This is a genomic window from Pseudomonas sp. GW456-12-10-14-LB2 (genome assembly GCF_002884345.1).
Lineage (GTDB): Bacteria > Pseudomonadota > Gammaproteobacteria > Pseudomonadales > Pseudomonadaceae > Aquipseudomonas > Aquipseudomonas paraglycinae.
The window spans coordinates 134,320-153,000 of record NZ_POHV01000005.1; the positions used below are offsets into that span (position 1 = coordinate 134,320).

18 protein-coding genes are annotated in these 18,681 nt (G+C 61.0%); 9 read left to right on the forward strand and 9 right to left on the reverse strand.

The window, feature by feature from the left end; all coding sequences use genetic code 11:
• Positions 1–4 precede the first annotated feature (4 nt).
• The gene (pncB, locus tag C1X29_RS05000; protein ID WP_085685119.1) at positions 5–1,228 is read right to left on the reverse strand and encodes a nicotinate phosphoribosyltransferase; all 1,224 of its coding nucleotides are present in this window, start codon (positions 1,226–1,228) and stop codon (positions 5–7) included.
• Between the two features lie 107 nt (positions 1,229–1,335).
• A complete protein-coding gene (locus tag C1X29_RS05005; protein ID WP_007950669.1) occupies positions 1,336–2,241 on the reverse strand; it encodes a LysR family transcriptional regulator in 906 nt (301 codons plus the stop codon).
• 161 nt (positions 2,242–2,402) lie between these two features.
• Between C1X29_RS05005 and C1X29_RS05010 the strand changes: the two genes are divergently transcribed.
• The 9 genes from C1X29_RS05010 to C1X29_RS05055 all read left to right on the forward strand — a co-directional run bounded on the left by C1X29_RS05010 (position 2,403) and on the right by C1X29_RS05055 (position 13,412).
• Positions 2,403–3,893, forward strand: coding sequence for an aldehyde dehydrogenase family protein (locus C1X29_RS05010; protein WP_007950668.1), 1,491 nt, complete (start codon positions 2,403–2,405; stop codon positions 3,891–3,893).
• 167 nt (positions 3,894–4,060) lie between these two features.
• Positions 4,061–5,344: an FAD-binding oxidoreductase gene (locus C1X29_RS05015; protein ID WP_102686774.1), complete on the forward strand. Its 1,284-nt coding sequence runs from the start codon at positions 4,061–4,063 to the stop codon at positions 5,342–5,344.
• A gap of 364 nt (positions 5,345–5,708) precedes the next feature.
• Positions 5,709–6,842, forward strand: coding sequence for an ABC transporter substrate-binding protein (locus C1X29_RS05020; RefSeq protein WP_011332206.1), 1,134 nt, complete (start codon positions 5,709–5,711; stop codon positions 6,840–6,842).
• A gap of 229 nt (positions 6,843–7,071) precedes the next feature.
• Positions 7,072–7,986 carry a branched-chain amino acid ABC transporter permease gene (locus tag C1X29_RS05025; protein WP_007915894.1) on the forward strand — a complete coding sequence of 305 codons (915 nt, stop codon included), beginning with the start codon at positions 7,072–7,074 and terminating at the stop codon, positions 7,984–7,986.
• Positions 7,987–7,989: 3 nt separating this feature from the next.
• The gene (gene livM / locus C1X29_RS05030; RefSeq protein WP_039766706.1) at positions 7,990–9,291 is read left to right on the forward strand and encodes a high-affinity branched-chain amino acid ABC transporter permease LivM; all 1,302 of its coding nucleotides are present in this window, start codon (positions 7,990–7,992) and stop codon (positions 9,289–9,291) included.
• Positions 9,288–10,160: an ATP-binding cassette domain-containing protein gene (locus tag C1X29_RS05035; RefSeq protein ID WP_007950657.1), complete on the forward strand. Its 873-nt coding sequence runs from the start codon at positions 9,288–9,290 to the stop codon at positions 10,158–10,160. Before livM ends, C1X29_RS05035 begins: the two co-directional genes overlap by 4 nt.
• Positions 10,157–10,873 carry an ABC transporter ATP-binding protein gene (locus C1X29_RS05040; RefSeq protein WP_102716973.1) on the forward strand — a complete coding sequence of 239 codons (717 nt, stop codon included), beginning with the start codon at positions 10,157–10,159 and terminating at the stop codon, positions 10,871–10,873. The genes C1X29_RS05035 and C1X29_RS05040 overlap by 4 nt, the downstream gene beginning before the upstream one ends.
• 739 nt (positions 10,874–11,612) lie before the next feature.
• Positions 11,613–12,377, forward strand: a complete 765-nt coding sequence (locus C1X29_RS05050) for an SDR family oxidoreductase (RefSeq protein ID WP_007950653.1) — start codon at positions 11,613–11,615, stop codon at positions 12,375–12,377.
• 129 nt (positions 12,378–12,506) lie between these two features.
• Positions 12,507–13,412 (forward strand): cation diffusion facilitator family transporter, encoded by a 906-nt coding sequence (locus C1X29_RS05055; RefSeq protein ID WP_102686769.1) that lies wholly within the window; start codon positions 12,507–12,509, stop codon positions 13,410–13,412.
• A 38-nt stretch (positions 13,413–13,450) separates the two neighbouring features.
• Here the strand turns inward: C1X29_RS05055 and C1X29_RS05060 are convergent, their stop codons facing one another.
• The 7 genes from C1X29_RS05060 to C1X29_RS05090 all read right to left on the reverse strand — a co-directional run bounded on the left by C1X29_RS05060 (position 13,451) and on the right by C1X29_RS05090 (position 18,605).
• A complete protein-coding gene (locus tag C1X29_RS05060) occupies positions 13,451–14,578 on the reverse strand; it encodes an AGE family epimerase/isomerase (RefSeq protein ID WP_102716974.1) in 1,128 nt (375 codons plus the stop codon).
• A gap of 100 nt (positions 14,579–14,678) precedes the next feature.
• Positions 14,679–15,251: a HupE/UreJ family protein gene (locus tag C1X29_RS05065; protein WP_102716975.1), complete on the reverse strand. Its 573-nt coding sequence runs from the start codon at positions 15,249–15,251 to the stop codon at positions 14,679–14,681.
• 27 nt (positions 15,252–15,278) lie between these two features.
• Positions 15,279–15,893, reverse strand: coding sequence for an urease accessory protein UreG (gene ureG / locus C1X29_RS05070; RefSeq protein WP_007950645.1), 615 nt, complete (start codon positions 15,891–15,893; stop codon positions 15,279–15,281).
• Between the two features lie 22 nt (positions 15,894–15,915).
• Positions 15,916–16,590 (reverse strand): urease accessory protein UreF, encoded by a 675-nt coding sequence (locus C1X29_RS05075; RefSeq protein ID WP_102716976.1) that lies wholly within the window; start codon positions 16,588–16,590, stop codon positions 15,916–15,918.
• Entirely contained in the window at positions 16,587–17,087 is a 501-nt protein-coding gene (gene ureE / locus C1X29_RS05080) for an urease accessory protein UreE (protein WP_102688378.1), read from the reverse strand. Before ureE ends, C1X29_RS05075 begins: the two co-directional genes overlap by 4 nt.
• Positions 17,088–17,291: 204 nt before the next feature.
• A complete protein-coding gene (locus C1X29_RS05085; protein WP_007950628.1) occupies positions 17,292–17,924 on the reverse strand; it encodes a TetR family transcriptional regulator in 633 nt (210 codons plus the stop codon).
• 174 nt (positions 17,925–18,098) lie between these two features.
• The gene (locus tag C1X29_RS05090) at positions 18,099–18,605 is read right to left on the reverse strand and encodes a hypothetical protein (RefSeq protein ID WP_102716977.1); all 507 of its coding nucleotides are present in this window, start codon (positions 18,603–18,605) and stop codon (positions 18,099–18,101) included.
• Positions 18,606–18,681 lie beyond the last annotated feature (76 nt).

The following is an 18,681-nucleotide window of genomic DNA, read 5'->3' on the forward strand; positions in this document are numbered from 1 at the left end:
GAATTCACTCCTTGCTAGAAAGGCTGGAAACGGCAGGAACCTGGAAAACGTGTCGCAAATAGGCGACGAAATTCGGGTCTTTGCAGTGGGTCTTGCCCGGCTCGTCGGAGATCTTCGCCACCGGTTGGCCATTGCAGGCGGTCATTTTAAGCACGATGCTCATCGGTTCGACACCCGGAATGTCACAGGTCAGGTTGGTGCCGATGCCGAAGCTGACATTGATCCGGCCGCGCAGGGCCCGAAAGATCTCCAGCGACTTGGGCAGTGTCAGGCTGTCGGAGAACACCAGGGTCTTGCTCATCGGGTCGATGCCGAGCTTGTGATAGTGGGCGATGCATTTTTCGCCCCACTGCACCGGATCTCCGGAATCGTGACGCAAACCGTCGAACAGCTTGGCGAAAAACAGATCGAAGTCGCCGAGGAAGGCGTCGGTGGTGATGCAGTCGGTCAGGGCGATCCCCAGCAGGCCGCGGTACTCGCGAACCCAGCAATCGAGGGCGGCGATCTGGCTGTCGATCAGCCGTGGACCGAGTTGCTGGTGGGCCATGATCCACTCATGAGCCATGGTGCCCAGCGGTTTCATGTCCAGTTCGCGGGACAGGTGGACGTTGCTGGTGCCGACGAAACGCCCGGGGAAATCGTGCTTGAGCACGTTCACCACTTCCTCTTGCACGCGGTAGGAAAACCGCCGGCGTGTGCCGAAATCGGCGACCTGCAACTGCGACAATTCTTCCGCCGAGGCGTTGGCGGTCAGCCAGTCGAACTTGCGGTAAAGCTGTTCGCGGGCCTGTTCCAGTACCGTTTCACGGTAGCGATAGCGGTTGCGCACTTCGCTGACGATCGCCAGCAGCGGCACTTCAAACAGGATCACATGCAGCCACGGCCCGCGCAGGCGGATGAACAACTCGCCGTTCTCGATGCCGGTGTGCAGGTAGCGCAGGTTGAAACGGAACAGACCGAGGAAGCGCAGGAAGTCAGGTTTGAGGAAGCTGATGCGCTCGAGGAAACTCAACTGATCGGCGCTCAGGCTCAACTCGGCCAGACGCTCGACCTGGAAGCGGATCTCCGCCAGATACGGGCGCAGATCTTCACTGTTACGGCAACGGAACTCCCATTCGACTTCGACGTTGGGGTAGTTGTGCAGCACCGCCTGCATCATCGTCAGTTTGTAGAAGTCGGTGTCGAGCAGGTTCTGCACGATGCGATCGGCAAACACACTCTCGCTCATAACGGGGTCTCCAGACGGGCCGCGCGTTGGCGCGGTATCAATCAATGGCGCTAGTGGCGCATATCCGGGGTGGGGATTGCCAGCGATTTTTATCCCGGCACAGCGCCTCAGACCGCATCGGGACTGTCGATCTGCTCCAGCATCCACTTCACGAAATCCCGCACCTTGGGCACTTCTGCCGCGTGTTCCGGGTAGGCCAGGTAATAGGCATCGGTGCTGGGCATTGCATGCTGCCAGGGAATGACCAGTTTGCCGTCGGCCAATTCCTCTTCCACCAGAAACCTCGGCAGCAGGGCGACGCCGCAACCGACCTGCGCCGCGCGGATGCACATATAAAAGGTTTCGAAACGCGGGCCGTGGTAGCTGTGTTCGGTCTGGTAACCCTGGCTGTCGAACCAGTCGTGCCACGCTTGTGGGCGCGAAGCATTCTGCAGCAGGACCAGATCGGTGAGTTGCGTTGGATCAGTCAACGGAGTGTCCGGCAGGCTGCTCGGCGCGCAGACCGGCACCAGTTCTTCGCCGAACAGCTTCAGGCATTCGGTGCCGGGACGTGAACCCTGGCCGAAATAGAATGCCAGGTCGCTGCGCCCTTGCAGCAGGTCATCGGCCTCCTGCTCGTTGCAAAGGTCCAGATGAATCGATGGATGGCGCAGACGCCAGCCCTTGAGGCGCGGCACCAGCCAGCGGGCGCCGAAGGTCGAGGGTGTGGAAACGCGCAGGACTTCGGTTTCGCCGCCGTAGGAACGCAGGTAATGGGTCGACATCTCGACCTGGGTCAGGATTTTTCTGACTTCCACCAGGTACAGATCGCCGGCGGGGGTCATCTGCAAACGGCGGCGCACCCGGCGGAACAACAAGTGCTGCAGCAATTCTTCGAGCTGCGCCACCTGCTTGCTGACAGCGCTCTGGGTCAGGTTCAGTTCCTCGGCGGCCCGGGTGAAACTCAGGTGCCGGGTCACGGCCTCGAAGCACTGCAACGCGGTGATCGACGGCAAGTGGCGTTTGTTCAGCATGGGCGATCCTTTTCTTGTCTTTCTGCGCAGCATGAATAAACGGAATGATATCTCGCGTAAAGGTCGTTTGTTGCACAGCCTTCCTGACGCTACAACTAAAGGTCTGCCCGGTCGTGAAAACGCGCCCGCACACATTCAGTTTTTTGCTCGAGGAGTGACCCATGGTTGCCGCATTGCTTGATCGTCTAGGTGTGAACCCGGCCCTGTACCAGAACGGCAAAGTGCCGGTGCATTCGCCCATCGACGGCAGCCGCATCGGCGCCGTGAACTGGGAAGGCCCGGCCGAAGTCGAGCAGCACATCAGTCGCGCAGATCATGCGTTCGAACAATGGCGCAAGGTGCCGGCCCCGCGTCGCGGCGAGCTGGTGCGTCAGTTCGGCGAAGTGCTGCGTGAATACAAGACCGAACTCGGTGAGCTGGTGTCCTGGGAAGCGGGCAAGATCACCCAGGAAGGCCTCGGTGAAGTGCAGGAGATGATCGACATCTGCGATTTCGCCGTCGGGCTGTCCCGCCAGTTGTACGGTTTGACCATCGCCTCCGAGCGCCCGGGCCACCACATGCGTGAAACCTGGCACCCGCTGGGCGTGGTCGGCGTGATCAGTGCGTTCAACTTCCCGGTCGCGGTGTGGGCGTGGAACACCACGCTGGCGCTGGTCTGCGGCAACCCGGTGGTATGGAAGCCGTCGGAGAAAACCCCGCTGACCGCGCTGGCCTGTCAGGCGCTGTTCGAACGCGTACTGAAGAATTTCAGCGATGCCCCGGCGCACCTGAGCCAGGTGATCATCGGCGGTCGCGATGCCGGCGAAGCGCTGGTGGATGACCCGCGTGTCGCGCTGATCAGCGCCACCGGCAGCACCCGCATGGGCCGCGAAGTGGCGCCGAAAGTCGCTGCGCGTTTCGCCCGCAGCATTCTCGAACTGGGTGGCAACAACGCAATGATCCTCGGCCCGAGCGCCGATCTGGACATGGCAGTGCGCGCCATTCTGTTCAGCGCCGTCGGCACCGCCGGCCAGCGTTGCACCACGTTGCGTCGCCTGATCGCCCATGAATCGGTGAAAGAAGAAATCGTCACCCGACTGAAAGCTGCGTACTCCAAAGTCCGTATCGGTCACCCGCTGGAAGGCAACCTGATCGGTCCGCTGATCGACAAGCACAGCTTCGAAAACATGCAGGACGCGCTGGAACAAGCGTTGAGCGAGGGCGGTCGGGTATTCGGCGGCAAGCGCCAACTGGAAGATCAATTCCCCAATGCTTACTACGTGGCGCCGGCCATTGTTGAAATGCCGGAGCAGAGCGACGTGGTGTGCAGCGAAACTTTCGCTCCGATCCTGTACGTGGTCGGCTACAGCGATTTTGAAGAGGCGCTGCGCCTGAACAACGCCGTGCCGCAAGGCCTGTCGTCGTGCATTTTCACCACTGATGTGCGCGAGGCCGAGAAATTCATGTCGGCGGTAGGCAGTGACTGCGGCATTGCCAACGTCAATATCGGCCCGAGCGGCGCGGAAATCGGCGGCGCGTTTGGCGGTGAAAAAGAAACCGGTGGTGGTCGCGAGTCGGGCTCGGATGCATGGCGCGCGTACATGCGCCGGCAGACCAACACCGTGAACTACTCGCTGGAGTTGCCGCTGGCGCAGGGCATTACGTTCGATTGAGGGTTGAGCGGTAAGTCCCTTGTGGGAGCGAGCCTGCTCGCGATAGCAGTGTGTCAGTCGACACCAATGTTGGCTGAAACGCCGCTTTCGTTGGAGCGCCGCCCGGAGCAGGCTCGCTTCCACATTGTTGAACTGTGTGTTTGTTAGGTTTCTGTTGGAGTCTGGCAATGCCGTTACGCGAAGAATGTCTGTGGGAAAACCTCACGCCGCAACGACCGGATAACACGGCGCTCAGGGGCGAGGTCAAGGTTGATGTCTGCGTGATCGGCGCCGGGTTTACCGGGTTGTCGGCGGCGCTGCATCTGTTGGAAAAAGGCAAGAGCGTCTGCGTGCTCGAAGCCCATCGCGCCGGGCATGGAGGCTCCGGGCGCAACGTCGGGCTGGTCAACGCCGGGATGTGGATTCCGCCGGACGAGATCGAGGCCGGCTTTGGCGAGGCGGTTGGCAGCCAGCTCAACCGCATGCTTGGTGCGGCGCCGGCGCTGGTGTTCAGCCTTGTGGATAAGTACAACATCGATTGCCAGTTGCGCCGCGAAGGCACCCTGCACATGGCGCACAACGCCAAGGGCGAGGCGGACCTGCGCAGTCGCGAAGAACAGTGGAAACGCCGGGGGGCGCCGGTTGAACTGCTGACCGGCAAGGCCTGTGAACAGGCGACCGGCACACAGAAGATTGCCGCCGCGCTGCTCGACCGGCGCGCCGGTACGCTCAATCCGATGGCCTACGTCACCGGGCTGGCCAACGCTGTAATGAGCCTTGGCGGGCAAATGTTCGATCATTCCCCGGTCGCGCGTCTTGAGCGCCAGGGGCAGAAATGGTCGGTGCAGACCGAGCAGGGTTCGGTGCTCGCCGAACAAGTGGTGATCGCCTCCAACGCCTACACCGAAGGCGACTGGACCGAACTCAAGCGCAACTTCTTTCCCGGTTACTACTATCAGGTCGCTTCGGTGCCGCTCACCGAAGACGCCGCCCAGGAAATTCTCCCGGGCGGGCAGGGCTCGTGGGATACCCGTCAGGTGCTGAGCAGCATCCGCCGTGACAAGGATGGTCGTCTGCTGCTGGGCAGTCTCGGCAACGGCAATCAGAAACCGACCTGGTTCCTCAAGGCCTGGGCCGACCGGGTGCAGCAGCATTACTTCCCCAACCTCAAACCCGTGGAGTGGGAATGCACCTGGACCGGGCGCATCGCTTTCACTCCCGATCACCTGATGCGCCTGTTCGAGCCGGCGCCCGGACTGGTGGCCGTCACTGGTTATAACGGCCGTGGCGTGACCACCGGCACCGTGGTCGGCAAGGCCTTCGCCGATTACCTGTGTAACGGAAATCCTCAGGCATTGCCGATTCCCTTCGCACCGATGCAGCCCCTGGCGGGTGTGGGCTTGCGCAGTTGTCTGTACGAGGCGGGGTTCTCGCTGTATCACGCGGGCCAGTGCCTGCGGATCGTCATTTGAGTGTTGAAATATGTTGCCGGAAGCGGCGCTTTTCGATGTAGCGACTAGCCTGTAATGGTGCGGGTTGTAGCAGTCCCGCACCAGCAGTGTGCAGTTCGGTGACGCGGGCTGTTACAGGCTGGTTGCACGTCGTTTGGCGCCGCGGTTGCAATGATGGCGCGTGCGGGTTGCGCCTGAAAAAATAATTGGTTTCACCTTCCGCGGTTTAGACGGTTGCACGCCCAATGAAAATGGGAACGAAACAGTCGAAATAACAAGAAAGCAGCGACTTTTTGAAGAATAAAAAACCGATGGCACGGCCCTTGCTCTGAGCATTCAAGTGAAGTCGCAGTGCCAACTAAAAAAAACCTTGGAGCACCACCTCATGTCCCAGACGTTTTACAAGAAAGGCTTTCTGGCCCTCGCAGTGGCTACTGCGCTGGGTGTTTCTGCGTTTGCACAAGCTGATGTGAAAATCGGTGTGGCGGGTCCGATGACGGGCGCCAACGCGGCATTTGGCGAACAGTACATGAAAGGGGCACAAGCGGCGGCCGACGCGGTCAACGCGGCGGGCGGCGTCAACGGGGAGAAGATCGTCCTGGTCAAGGGCGATGACGCTTGCGAGCCGAAACAGGCGGTGACGGTCGCCAAGGACCTCACCAACCAGAAGGTCGCCGGTGTGGTCGGCCACTTCTGCTCGTCCTCCACCATTCCTGCGTCCGAGATCTACGACGAAGCCGGCATCATCGCGATCACCCCGGGTTCCACCAACCCGCAAGTGACCGAGCGCGGCCTGAGCGCCATGTTCCGGATGTGCGGCCGTGACGACCAGCAAGGCATCGTGGCCGGCGACTACATCGTCGACGTGCTCAAGGGCAAGAAAGTCGTCGTGCTGCACGACAAGGACACCTACGGTCAGGGCCTGGCCGATGCCACCAAGGCTCAGCTGGAAAAACGCGGCGTGAAGCCGGTGTTGTACGAAGGCCTGACCCGTGGCGAAAAAGACTTCAGCACCATCGTCACCAAGATCCGTGGCGCCGGCGCCGATGTTGTCTACTTCGGTGGCCTGCACCCGGAAGCCGGCCCGCTGGTTCGCCAACTGCGTGAGCAAGGCCTGAAAGACGTCAAGTTCATGTCCGATGACGGCATCGTGACCGACGAACTGGTGACCACCGCCGGTGGCCCGCAATTCGTCGACGGCGTGCTGATGACGTTTGGTGCCGACCCGCGCCTGCTGCCAGACAGCAAGACTGTGGTAGATGCGTTCCGCAAGGCTGGCACCGAGCCTGAAGGCTACACCCTGTACGCCTATGCATCGGTTCAGGCCCTGGCCGCCGCCTTCAACGGCGCCAAGTCGAACAAGGGCGAGGAGGCCGCTGCCTGGCTGAAGAAGAACCCGGTCAAGACCGTCATGGGTGAGAAGACCTGGGACTCCAAAGGCGACCTGAAGGTCTCCGACTACGTGGTCTACCAGTGGGACAAGGATGGCAAATATCACCAGCTGGAAAAACAGAAATAACGGCACCTGATCAACCGGACGCCACATTCCCTGTGGGAGCGTGCTTGCCCGCGATGACGGCCTGACAGTCGACAACTTTGTTGAATGTTCTACCGCTATCGCTGGCAAGCCAGCTCCCACAAGGGGGTTGCGGTTTCCTGTCTGACATTGCTCCGACGTAAATCTGTATTTTTCCTAGAAGAACCGCGCGCCCCAGGGTGTGCAGGTTCTCACTGCGTGAGATTGCGTTATGGATGGTATTTTCCTGCAGCAACTGGTCAACGGCCTGACCCTCGGGTCGGTCTACGGCCTGATCGCCATCGGCTACACAATGGTCTACGGCATCATCGGCATGATCAACTTCGCCCACGGCGAGGTTTACATGATTTCCGCTTACCTCGCGGCAATCAGTCTGGCTCTGCTGGCTTACTTCGGTATTGAATCCTTCCCACTGCTGATGCTCGGCACCCTGATATTCACCATCGTGATCACGGCGGTGTATGGCTGGGTCATCGAGCGAGTCGCTTACAAACCCCTGCGCAACTCCACCCGACTGGCACCGTTGATCAGCGCCATCGGCATCTCCCTGATTCTGCAAAACTACGCACAGATCGCCCAGGGCGCCAAACAACAGGGCGTACCCACGCTGCTGACCGGTGCATGGCGTGTCGAAGTCGGTACCGGCTTCGTGCAACTGACCTACACCAAAGTCTTCATCCTGGTGGCCGCATTCGTCGGCATGGGCCTGCTGACCTACGTCATCAAGTACACCAAGCTCGGGCGCATGTGCCGTGCGACCCAGCAAGACCGCAAAATGGCTTCGATCCTCGGCATCAACACCGACCGGGTCATTTCCTACGTGTTCATCATCGGTGCGGCCATGGCGGCGTTGGCGGGCGTGCTGATCACCATGAACTACGGCACCTTCGACTTCTATGCCGGCTTCATCATCGGCATCAAGGCATTTACTGCGGCGGTACTGGGCGGGATCGGTTCGCTGCCTGGCGCCATGCTCGGCGGGATCATCCTCGGGATCTCCGAGTCGCTGTTCTCGGGCCTGGTCAACTCCGACTACAAAGACGTGTTCAGCTTCTCGCTGCTCGTACTTGTTCTGGTCTTCCGGCCTCAGGGCCTGCTGGGTCGTCCTCTTGTGTCGAAGGTGTAAGCGATGTCTTCAACCACTACAAAATCCATCGATGTCAAAAAAAGCCTGGTTGAGGCGATTCTCGCCGGTCTGATTGCCCTGATCGTGTTCGGGCCGATTGTCGGCGTGGTACTCGACGGCTACAGCTTCAACCTCGAACCGACCCGCGTGGCGTGGATCATTGCCATCGTCATGGCCGGCCGTTTTGCCCTCAGTCTGTTCCTGCAAACCCCCAAGGGCCTGCGCATTCTCGACGGATTCGAGAGCACCGGTTCCGGCGTGCACGTGCTGGCCCCGGACTACAAATCGCGCCTGCGCTGGATCATCCCGCTGATGATCGCCATCGCCGTGGCGTTGCCGTTCTTCTCCAACTCCTACCTGCTGGGCGTGGTCATCCTCGGACTGATCTACGTGCTGCTGGGTCTGGGCCTGAACATCGTGGTCGGTCTGGCCGGCCTGCTCGACCTGGGTTACGTGGCGTTCTACGCCATCGGCGCCTACGGTCTGGCGCTCGGATATCAGTACCTCGGGCTGGGCTTCTGGACCGTGCTGCCGCTGGCGGCGATCACTGCTGGCCTTGCCGGTTGCATCCTCGGTTTCCCGGTGCTGCGCCTGCACGGCGACTACCTAGCGATCGTGACCCTGGGCTTCGGTGAAATCATTCGTCTGGTGCTCAACAACTGGCTGTCCCTGACCGGCGGCCCGAACGGCATGCCGGCGCCACTGCCGACCTTCTTCGGTCTGGAATTCGGCAAGCGGGCGAAGGATGGCGGGGTACCGTTTCACGAGTTCTTCGGCATCGCCTACAACCCGGACGTGAAGTATTACTTCATCTATGCCGTGCTGTTCCTGGTGGTACTGGCCGTGCTGTACATCAAGCATCGCCTGGTGAAGATGCCGGTCGGCCGCGCCTGGGAAGCCCTGCGTGAAGACGAAATCGCCTGCCGCTCGATGGGCCTCAACCACGTGCTGGTCAAGCTCTCGGCGTTCACCATCGGTGCGTCGACGGCAGGTCTGGCGGGTGTGTTCTTCGCCACTTACCAAGGCTTCGTCAACCCGACCTCGTTCACCTTCTTCGAATCGGCATTGATCCTCGCCATCGTGGTGCTCGGCGGCATGGGCTCGACCATCGGTGTGGTGATTGCAGCGTTCGTGCTGACCGTCGCCCCGGAACTGCTGCGCGGCTTCGCCGAATACCGCGTGCTGCTGTTCGGGATCCTGATGGTGTTGATGATGATCTGGCGACCTCGCGGGCTGATCCGCATCAGCCGTACCGGAGTCACTCCACGCAAAGGTGCCATTCACTATGAGAGGACTGCGCCATGAGTGAAGTCGTACTCTCTGTTGAAAAACTGATGATGCACTTCGGTGGCATCAAGGCCTTGAGCGATGTCAGCCTGAAGGTCAAGCGCAACTCGATCTTCGCCCTGATCGGCCCCAACGGCGCCGGCAAGACCACGGTGTTCAACTGCCTGACCGGTTTCTATAAAGCCTCCGGCGGCAAGATCGAACTCAACGTGCGCGGCCAGCAGACCAACGTCATCCAGCTACTGGGCGAGTCGTTCAAGCCGACCGACTTCGTCTCGCCGAAAAACTTTGCCAGCCGTCTGTATTACAAGATGTTCGGCGGCACCCATCTGGTGAACCGCGCCGGCCTGGCCCGGACGTTCCAGAACATTCGCCTGTTCAAGGAAATGTCGGTGCTGGAAAACCTGCTGGTGGCCCAGCACATGTGGGTGAACCGCAACATGCTGGCCGGCATCCTCAACACCAAGGGCTATCGCAAGGCTGAAAGCGACGCGCTGGACTGCGCGTTCTACTGGCTGGAAGTGGTGGATCTGGTGGACTGCGCCAACCGTCTGGCCGGTGAACTGTCCTACGGCCAGCAACGCCGTCTGGAAATCGCCCGGGCCATGTGCACGCGGCCGCAGATCATCTGCCTCGACGAACCGGCCGCCGGCCTCAACCCTCAGGAAACCGAAGCGCTGAGCGCGATGATCCGGCTGCTGCGCGACGAGCACGATCTGACCGTGGTGCTGATCGAACACGACATGGGCATGGTAATGAGCATTTCCGATCACATTGTGGTGCTGGACCACGGCATCGTCATCGCCGAGGGCGGACCGGATGCCATTCGTAACGATCCGAAAGTGATCGCGGCCTACCTGGGCGCCGACGAAGAGGAAGTCGTATGACGCAACCCATCCTCGAACTCAAGGATCTGGACGTGTTCTACGGTCCGATCCAGGCCCTCAAAGGCGTTTCGCTGCAGATCAACGAAGGGGAAACTGTCAGCCTGATCGGCTCCAACGGTGCCGGTAAATCCACCCTGCTGATGTCGATCTTCGGCCAGCCACGGGCGGCGGGCGGACAGATCCTCTATCAAGGCGTGGACATTACCCACAAGTCATCGCACTACATCGCTTCCAACGGCATTGCGCAATCGCCGGAAGGGCGGCGGGTGTTCCCTGACATGACCGTCGAGGAAAACCTGCTGATGGGCACCATTCCGATCGGTGACAAGTACGCCAAGGAAGACATGCAGCGCATGTTCGAGCTGTTCCCGCGGCTCGAAGAGCGCCGCACGCAGCGGGCGATGACCATGTCCGGCGGCGAGCAGCAAATGCTCGCCATCGCCCGGGCGCTGATGAGCCGGCCCAAGCTGTTGCTGCTGGATGAACCAAGCCTGGGGCTGGCGCCGATCGTGGTGAAACAGATCTTCGCCACCCTGCGGGAACTGGCGAAAACCGGCATGACCATTTTCCTCGTCGAGCAGAACGCCAACCATGCGTTGAAACTGTCCGACCGGGCGTACGTGATGGTCAACGGCGAGATCCGCCTGACGGGCACCGGCCAGGAATTGCTGGTGAACGAGGAAGTGCGCAACGCTTACCTCGGCGGTCACTGATCGTTTGAAGTTGTCCACAAGCCCCGATGCGTGAGTGTCGGGGCTTTTTTGCGTCTGCTCGTTCACTGGAAACCAGGACTTTCGGGAAATTGTGGAAAACAAAATCGCCAACCTGCCAAAGCGCGACATAAAGCCGCTGCAAATGGCTGTTTTTCCACAGTTTTGACTTGTCCCCGTTTGCTGTGGAGCTGGCTGTGAATAACGTGGGTGTAGCTGGCTGAAAGCCTTTGAAACCGTGGCTTGCAGCGCTGTGGTTGTTTTTTGATCAGCGTGTTTTCGCTGAGGAGAAGGCCTGTTTGTCAACCTTTTTATGGGGGTGCAAAACAGCGCTGATGGCTGTGGTCAATCCTGTGGATAAGTCTGTGATTAAACTCTGGAAAGACTTGGCTAAGGGCCGTAATTGCTGGCCTCGCGCAATCATGGCCATGACCGGTCGGTCGTGCAAGATGCCCTGCCCGGCACAACTGGTTGTTCAGGGTCAAGCAAAAAACTTTCTGAATCGCTCGCAAAGCCTTGTGTGGCGCGGCTTTGCGCTTTTCCACTTGCCCCCGGAAACTGTGGAAGGGCTTGTGGATAACGTGCGTGCACATGGCTACAGGCCGCGGCGCATATGGCGTAGCGGCCGCTGATCAATTAATGAGCAGGATTCGGTGGTTGCCGGTTAAAGCGGGGCCGGGCATGCTGCCCGCTGATTTTCTATTCCAATGGCTGCCCCGGCGGCCGAAGCAAGGAGAACACGATGTCCAACACCCTGTTTATCACCGGCGCGACCTCCGGTTTTGGTGAAGCCTGTGCCCGTCGTTTTGCCGAGGCCGGCTGGAAACTGGTGCTGACCGGTCGTCGTGAAGAACGCCTCAATGCGCTATGCGCCGAGCTGTCGAAGCAGACCGAAGTGCATGGCCTGGTGCTGGACGTGCGTGATCGCAAGGCGATGGAGGAGGCGATTGCCAACCTGCCGCCATCGTTCGCCAAGCTGCGCGGCCTGATCAACAACGCCGGGCTGGCGCTGGGCGTGGACCCTGCACCGAAGTGCGACCTCGACGATTGGGACACCATGGTCGACACCAACGTCAAAGGCCTGATGTACAGCACTCGCCTGTTGCTGCCTCGCCTGATCGCCCACGGTCGCGGCGCCGGCATCGTCAACCTCGGCTCCATCGCAGGTAACTACCCGTACCCGGGCAGCCACGTCTATGGCGCTACCAAGGCGTTCGTGAAACAGTTCTCGCTGAACCTGCGCTGCGACCTGCAGGGCACCGGCGTGCGCGTCAGCAACATCGAGCCGGGCCTGTGCGAGAGCGAGTTCTCGCTGGTGCGTTTCGCCGGTGACCAGGCGCGTTACGACGCCACCTACGCCGGTGCCGAGCCGATCCAGCCGCAGGACATCGCCGAGACGATCTTCTGGGTGCTGAATGCGCCGGCGCACATCAACATCAACAGCCTTGAGCTGATGCCGGTGAGCCAGACCTGGGCCGGTTTTGCCATCGAGCGTAACAAGGCTTGATACGGTTTTGCCCTCTTTGCCAGTCTGCTGGCGAAGAGGGCAAATCGGCCAAATTCTGGCAGTAAGGTAGACTCACTCCTCAAGGACCCCACCGCACCCTGCGGTTTTCAAGGTTTTCGAGGAGTCAAAGTGAGTAACCGAGGTGAGCAGTCGCTGCTCAAACAATCGACCATCCTGATGTTGGCCGTGTCGATCGCCGGGATCGCCACCGGTTTTGTTTCGGGTTCCCAATCCATCCTGTTCGATGGCTTTTTTTCGCTGATCGCAACCTTCATCAAAGTTCTGATGCTGATCACCGCGAAGCTGATCGCCAAGCAAAGCAACCAGCGTTTCCAGTTCGGTTTCTGGCATCTGGAGCCGATGGTGCTGCTGATCGAGGGCAGTTTCCTGCTGCTGATCGCCATCTACGCGTTTCTCAACGGTGTGTTCGGCATCATCAACGGCGGTCGTGAAATCGAGCTGGGGCTGGTGATCATCTACGCGGCGGTGTTCACCGTTGTCGAGTTCGCCTACTTCTTCTACGTGCGTCACCGCAATCGCAAGCTCAAGTCGAGCCTCATCCAGTTCGACAACATCAGCTGGCTGGTGGACGCGATGCTGTCGGTGGGCCTGCTGATCAGTTTCCTCGCGGCGCTGCTGCTCAAGTCCCAGGGTTATGGCGAGTGGGCGAAGTTCGTCGACCCGCTGATCCTGATCGTGCTGGCCCTGACCATGCTGCCACCGGCCTTCAAGATTCTCGGCCCGGCGCTGCGGGACGTGCTCGGTATTGCGCCGGACACGCTGGACGATCAGGTGCGCCAGGTGATGGATGCGGCCAAGGTCGAGCATGGTTTCGACGACTACGTGTCCTACGTGCAGAAGCACGGGCGGGCGCGGTTCATCGAAATTCATGTGGTGTTGCCGGCGAATTACCGGCTGCAGAGCGTCGGTCAGCTGGATGTGCTGCGTGAGGAGATTTCCGCGAAGCTGGGCAAACCGGATGCGGCGCGCTGGCTGACCATCAGCTTCACCGGCGACAGGAAGTGGATTGCCTGATGTTGCGTGGGGGGGGAGTCGCCTCCCTGCCACGGCTGTCAGCTCAGATAGTCGGCGAGGCCGCGGTAGCAGGTCGCCAAGTGATACGGCGTGGTCGACGGCATGTCCTTGCGGCTGACCTCGCCCTGATCGTCACGGCATTCGTGCCAGCCGCCGGCATGCAGGAAGCGCTGTTGCAGCGCCTGCAACTGGCGCAGCACCGCACTTTCACTGCCCGGACGCAAGGTCAGGGCGCGCAGGTATTCGGCCTGGGCCCAGATGCGCTGGGTCGAATCCTTCCCGTGTCCTTGCGGATCGAGCATGGCCAGCACCGCACTGGTGTCGCTCTCGACGCCCTGCTGTTCCGTGAAGGCAAACGCACGATCCAGTGCCGCGTGCAGCTTCGACCCGCGCAGCAGCGGTGAGGATTCCAGCAGGAAATACCATTCGAACTGATGCCCCGGCTCAAACCAGTTATCCACAGCACCCAGCGGTTTTTCCATCAGCACGCCTTGTTGCGGTTCGATGAAGCGCCTGTGCATGGCTGTGCATAACTCGCTCAGCGCCTGCCGGGTCTGGGGATCTTCGCGCACGGCCAACGTAGCCAGGAACGCTTCGGCCAGGTGCATCAGCGGGTTTTGCAGCGGGCCGGTTTCCAGGGTGATCCAGTCGCGGTCGAGGCAGGCTTCGTAGAGGCCGTCGCCAGTGGCGAAGCGCCGACCGATGACTTCCAGCGCGGCGTTCAGGGTCGATTCGACCAAGGGCTCGCGGGACTTTTCCCAGTAATGCGCGCAGGCAAACAGGATGAAGGCGTGGGTGTAGAGATCCTTGCGCTTATCCAGCGGTTTGCCCTGCGGATCGATGCTGTAGAACCAGCCGCCGTGCTCGGCATCGTGGAAGTGCCGTTGCAGGGAACGGAACAACGCAGCCGCGCGGACTTCGGCGTTATCCACAACCCCGATCAGGCTTGAGAACAAGTACAGCTGCCGTGCGCAGGCCATCGCCCGGTAGCGCTGTGGTGGCAGCGGCTGATGTGCAGCGTCCAGCGCCTCATAAGGCAACGCCATGTCGGCGTTCCAGCCCGGCCCTTGCCAGAGGGGCACGATCACGTCGAGAAAGTGCTGTTGCACTTCACCGAACAGGGCGGTCAGTTCAGGCAGGGAGGTGGAGCGGGAGGCGTGGGGCATGGGCGGACGTCGTCACGGCAGGGGCGATTGCGCGACATGGTAGCAGAGAGTGGCGATCGATCGTTCCCGCGCCATACGCGGGAACGATCAGAGGTACAATTCAGCCGGCCAGCAACCACGCGCCCGTCACCGCCGAAGCGGCGCCGGCCAGTCGCACCAGCGGCGCGGCCGCCTGAGGCAGAAAACGCACGACCGCATAACCCGCCGCATGCAGCGCAGCCGTTGCGACCACGAAACCGGCGGCATACGCCCAAGGGCTCGACATGTCCGGCAACTCGAGGCCGTGGGCCACGCCGTGGAACAGCGCAAACAGCGCCGTCGCCGCCACTGCCATTACCAGCGGCGGACGCACCGCCAGCGCCACCGCCAGACCCAGCGCCAGCACCGAGGCGGCAATCCCGCTTTCCAGCGTCGGCAGCTCCAGCCCTTCAAAGCCGAGCAGACCGCCGATCAGCATGGTGCCGACAAAGGTGCACGGCAGCGCCCAGCGTGCGGCGCCTTGCTGCTGCGCCGCCCACAGACCGACGGCCACCATCGCCAGCAAATGGTCGAGACCGCCGATCGGGTGGCTGATGCCGGCCACCAGGCCAGAGTCGCCGTGGCCAGGGTGGGCGAAGGCCAGGGCCGGAGTCAGCAGCAGCGCGACGGCGCCGAGAATGCGTTTGAGTGTCATGGATAAGCTTCCTTGTTGATCAGTGAATCAGGCTGCAGTCAGCAGGCCCTGGCGTTCGATGAAGGCAATGATGTCTTCCAGGCCCTGACCGGTTTTCTGGTTGCTGAACACGAACGGCTTGCCGTTGCGCATGCGTTGGGTGTCGCTGTTCATCATCTCCAGCGAGGCGCCGACCAGCGGCGCGAGGTCGATCTTGTTGATTACCAGCAGGTCGGATTTGCAAATGCCGGGCCCGCCCTTGCGCGGCAGCTTGTCGCCGGCGGAAACGTCGATCACGTAGATGGTCAGGTCGGACAGTTCCGGGCTGAAGGTCGCGGAAAGATTGTCGCCACCGGACTCCACCAGAATCAGGTCCAGCCCCGGAAAACGCCGGTTCAGTTGATCCACCGCTTCGAGGTTGATCGAAGCGTCTTCGCGGATCGCGGTGTGCGGGCAGCCGCCGGTTTCCACGCCGATGATGCGTTCTGGCGCCAGCGCTTCGTTGCGCACCAGAAAGTCGGCGTCTTCGCGGGTGTAGATGTCGTTGGTGACTACGGCCAGGTTGTAGCGTTCGCGCAGCGCCAGGCACAGGGCCAGGGTCAACGCGGTTTTCCCGGAACCGACCGGGCCGCCGATGCCGACGCGCAGGGGTTGTGTGTTCATGTGATTCTCCAGATAAAAGGCCCTAGGAACGGAACAGGCGGCTGTACTGGCGCTCATGGGCCATGCACGCCAGGGACAGACCGAACGCGGCGCTGCCGAGGTGTTCGGGATTGATTCGGGTGGCGTCCTGCTGGGCCTGTTGCAGCAGCGGCAGCAGTTCGCTGGTCAGGCGCTGGGCGGCTTGCTGGCCCAGCGGCAGGGTTTTCATCAGCACCGCGAGCTGGTTTTCCAGCCAGCTCCACAGCCACGCGGCGAGGGCGTCCTGCGGGCTGATCTGCCAGGCGCGCGCGGCCAGTGCCCAGCACAGGGCCAGGTGCGGTTCGGCGCAGTGTTCGAGAAAGCCCCGCGCGGCCTGATCGAGTTCGGGCAAGCCGTTGAGTAGTTGCTGCAACGAGTAGCCCATCTGCCGGCTCTCCAGATGCAGTTCGCGGGTTTCGCGGCTGGCGCGATGGCTTTCGCAGAGCTTGCGCAATTCATCCCAGTTTTCATCCGCTGCGGCCTGGCAATGGGCAAGCAACATGGGCGCCTCGAACCGCGCGAGGTTGAGCAGCAATTGATCGCTGATCCAGCGGCGGGCGCTGTCCGGGCTGTCGACACGGCCGTTATCCACAGCCATTTCCAGGCCCTGGGAATAGCTGTAGCCGCCAATCGGCAATTGCGGACTGGCCAGGCGCAGCAGCGCCCAGGCCGGGTTCACAAACGGACGCCGAACTGATGGAGTTTCGGCGCGTAGTTGAAGTCTTCGTCACCGTGCCGCGAATGATGATGGCCGCCACCGTAGGCGCCGTGTTCCGGCTGGAACGGGGCTTCGATCGATTCGACCTGCGCGCCGAGTTGTTCAAGCATCGCCTTGAGCACGTAATCGTCGAGCAGCCGCAACCAGCCGTCACCGACTTGCAGCGCGACGTGGCGATTGCCCAAGTGATAGGCCGCGCGGGTCAGTTCAAAGGCGTTGGCGCAGGTGACGTGCAGCAATTGTTCAGGGCGGGCACAGACCCGGACGATCCGGCCATCTTCGGCTTGCAGGCACTCGCCGTCATACAGCGGCGGTTGACCGCGCTCCAGAAACAGTCCGACGTCCTCGCCTTCGGCACTGAAACAGCGCAAGCGGCTTTTGCTCCTGGCTTCAAAGGTCAGGTGCAACTCGGCGGCCCAGACGGGGTGGGGCTCGATTCTGCGATGAATCACCAGCATCGGAAAGCTTCCAGCAATGGACAATGCTCAGGCTAGAGCAAGGGGCTTGCCAATCGGACGAAGCGTAGGAAAACCCTGTCGGAGCCTAGTGGATGTTTCAAGATGTTGCAGGATTGTGGGGTGTTTTGGTGCATGAAGTTTTTTTCATGCACCAATTTGCAGCGCAAAAAAAATCGCAGCTCCAGGCTGCGATTTTTTGCTTTCTCACTCGGTACTGCCGAGCCCTTGCCAGTGCTTCAACCCGATAAAGATGAAGCGCAACTGCTGGGTGATCTTCGCCTGGGGCGTCAGATGCTCGGGCAGGGCTTCGGCCGGCGGGTCGATGATGTCCGGCAGGGTGGCGAACACCGATTTGACAATCAGGTCGGCCATTACGCTCAGGCCTTCGCGATTGAGGTGCTGGAGCTTGGGCATCAAGGCCAGATCCGCCGCCAGGTCGGAGCTGATGTCCTCCCGCAAACGGCCAATGGCCTGACGCACCGGCAACGATCCGCCGTACTGCTCGCGGGCCAGAAACAGGAATTGCGAACGGTTGGCGCTGACCACGTCGAGGAAAATCCGCACCGACGCATCGATGATGCCGCCCATGACGAATTCGTTGTGGCGTACCAGGCGGATGGTTTCGCGGAATGTCTGGCCGACTTCGCTGACCAGTACCAGGCCGAGTTCGTCCATGTCGGCGAAATGCCGGTAGAAACCGGTGGGCACGATGCCGGCGGTTTTCGTCACTTCACGCAGGCTCAGGCTGCCGAATCCTCGGCCGCTTTCCATCAAGTGGCGGGCAGCGTCCATCAGGGCGTTGCGGGTCTGTTGTTTCTGTTCGGCGCGGGGCAGCATCGCAAGGGTGTGTTCTTAGGCAAGACAAGCGCCGCACTCTAGCAAATCGGCTTTGTCGGCGTCGAACGGCAGCGGGGGAGATGGAGCAGGGAAATCGCGACTTCTTTATACAGGCTGCTGAAAAGTCAAAAGCCCAATCCGGGGATTGGGCTTTTTTTCCAGGCCGCCATGGGCTTAGCTCAAAGCGCTGTTGCGTTCGATCACACGGTCACCACCACCTTCGGCCAGCGTTTGACCTTGTGGGGTGCGATCGGAACCGTCGGCTGCCAGGGTTTGGCCCTGTGGAGTGCGATCGGAACCGTCAGATGCCAGGGTTTGGCCTTGTGGGGTGCGTTCAGAACCGTCAGATGCCAGGGTTTGACCTTGTGGAGTGCGATCCGAACCGTCTTGAACCAGACCTTTTTCTTCCAGACGATCGCGGCCGCCTTCGGCTACGGTTTGACCTTGTGGGGTTTTGTCATAGCCATCTTGAACCAGACCTTTTTCTTCCAGACGGTTACGACCGTTTTCAGCCAGGGTCTGGCCTTGTGGAGTGCGGTCCGAGCCATCAGCGGCAACAGTCTGGCTGAACACCGAGTGGCTGGTTTTGACTTGCGGAGTCGCTTGATCGGCAGCTGGCAGGGCGAAAGCGGTGCTGGCCAGCATCGAGAGGGTAAGACTGAACAGAAGTTGGCGTTTCATGATGGGTTGCTCCTTGGGAGGGCGATAAAGTGGGTACGAGGGCAATGCTACTCTCGATAAGTCGATATAAAAGTTC

Excerpts from the sequence above, each read along its gene's own strand:
- pncB (WP_085685119.1), bottom strand. The coding sequence starts at position 1,228 with ATGAGCGAGAGTGTGTTTGCCGATCGCATCGTGCAGAACCTGCTCGAC.
- C1X29_RS05005 (WP_007950669.1), bottom strand. The coding sequence starts at position 2,241 with ATGCTGAACAAACGCCACTTGCCGTCGATCACCGCGTTGCAGTGCTTC.
- C1X29_RS05065 (WP_102716975.1), bottom strand. The coding sequence starts at position 15,251 with ATGACACTCAAACGCATTCTCGGCGCCGTCGCGCTGCTGCTGACTCCG.
- C1X29_RS05015 (WP_102686774.1), top strand. The coding sequence starts at position 4,061 with ATGCCGTTACGCGAAGAATGTCTGTGGGAAAACCTCACGCCGCAACGA.
- C1X29_RS05025 (WP_007915894.1), top strand. The coding sequence starts at position 7,072 with ATGGATGGTATTTTCCTGCAGCAACTGGTCAACGGCCTGACCCTCGGG.
- livM (WP_039766706.1), top strand. The coding sequence starts at position 7,990 with ATGTCTTCAACCACTACAAAATCCATCGATGTCAAAAAAAGCCTGGTT.
- C1X29_RS05020 (WP_011332206.1), top strand. The coding sequence starts at position 5,709 with ATGTCCCAGACGTTTTACAAGAAAGGCTTTCTGGCCCTCGCAGTGGCT.
- C1X29_RS05050 (WP_007950653.1), top strand. The coding sequence starts at position 11,613 with ATGTCCAACACCCTGTTTATCACCGGCGCGACCTCCGGTTTTGGTGAA.
- C1X29_RS05035 (WP_007950657.1), top strand. The coding sequence starts at position 9,288 with ATGAGTGAAGTCGTACTCTCTGTTGAAAAACTGATGATGCACTTCGGT.
- ureE (WP_102688378.1), bottom strand. The coding sequence starts at position 17,087 with ATGCTGGTGATTCATCGCAGAATCGAGCCCCACCCCGTCTGGGCCGCC.
- C1X29_RS05010 (WP_007950668.1), top strand. The coding sequence starts at position 2,403 with ATGGTTGCCGCATTGCTTGATCGTCTAGGTGTGAACCCGGCCCTGTAC.
- ureG (WP_007950645.1), bottom strand. The coding sequence starts at position 15,893 with ATGAACACACAACCCCTGCGCGTCGGCATCGGCGGCCCGGTCGGTTCC.
- C1X29_RS05085 (WP_007950628.1), bottom strand. The coding sequence starts at position 17,924 with ATGCTGCCCCGCGCCGAACAGAAACAACAGACCCGCAACGCCCTGATG.
- C1X29_RS05040 (WP_102716973.1), top strand. The coding sequence starts at position 10,157 with ATGACGCAACCCATCCTCGAACTCAAGGATCTGGACGTGTTCTACGGT.
- C1X29_RS05090 (WP_102716977.1), bottom strand. The coding sequence starts at position 18,605 with ATGAAACGCCAACTTCTGTTCAGTCTTACCCTCTCGATGCTGGCCAGC.
- C1X29_RS05060 (WP_102716974.1), bottom strand. The coding sequence starts at position 14,578 with ATGCCCCACGCCTCCCGCTCCACCTCCCTGCCTGAACTGACCGCCCTG.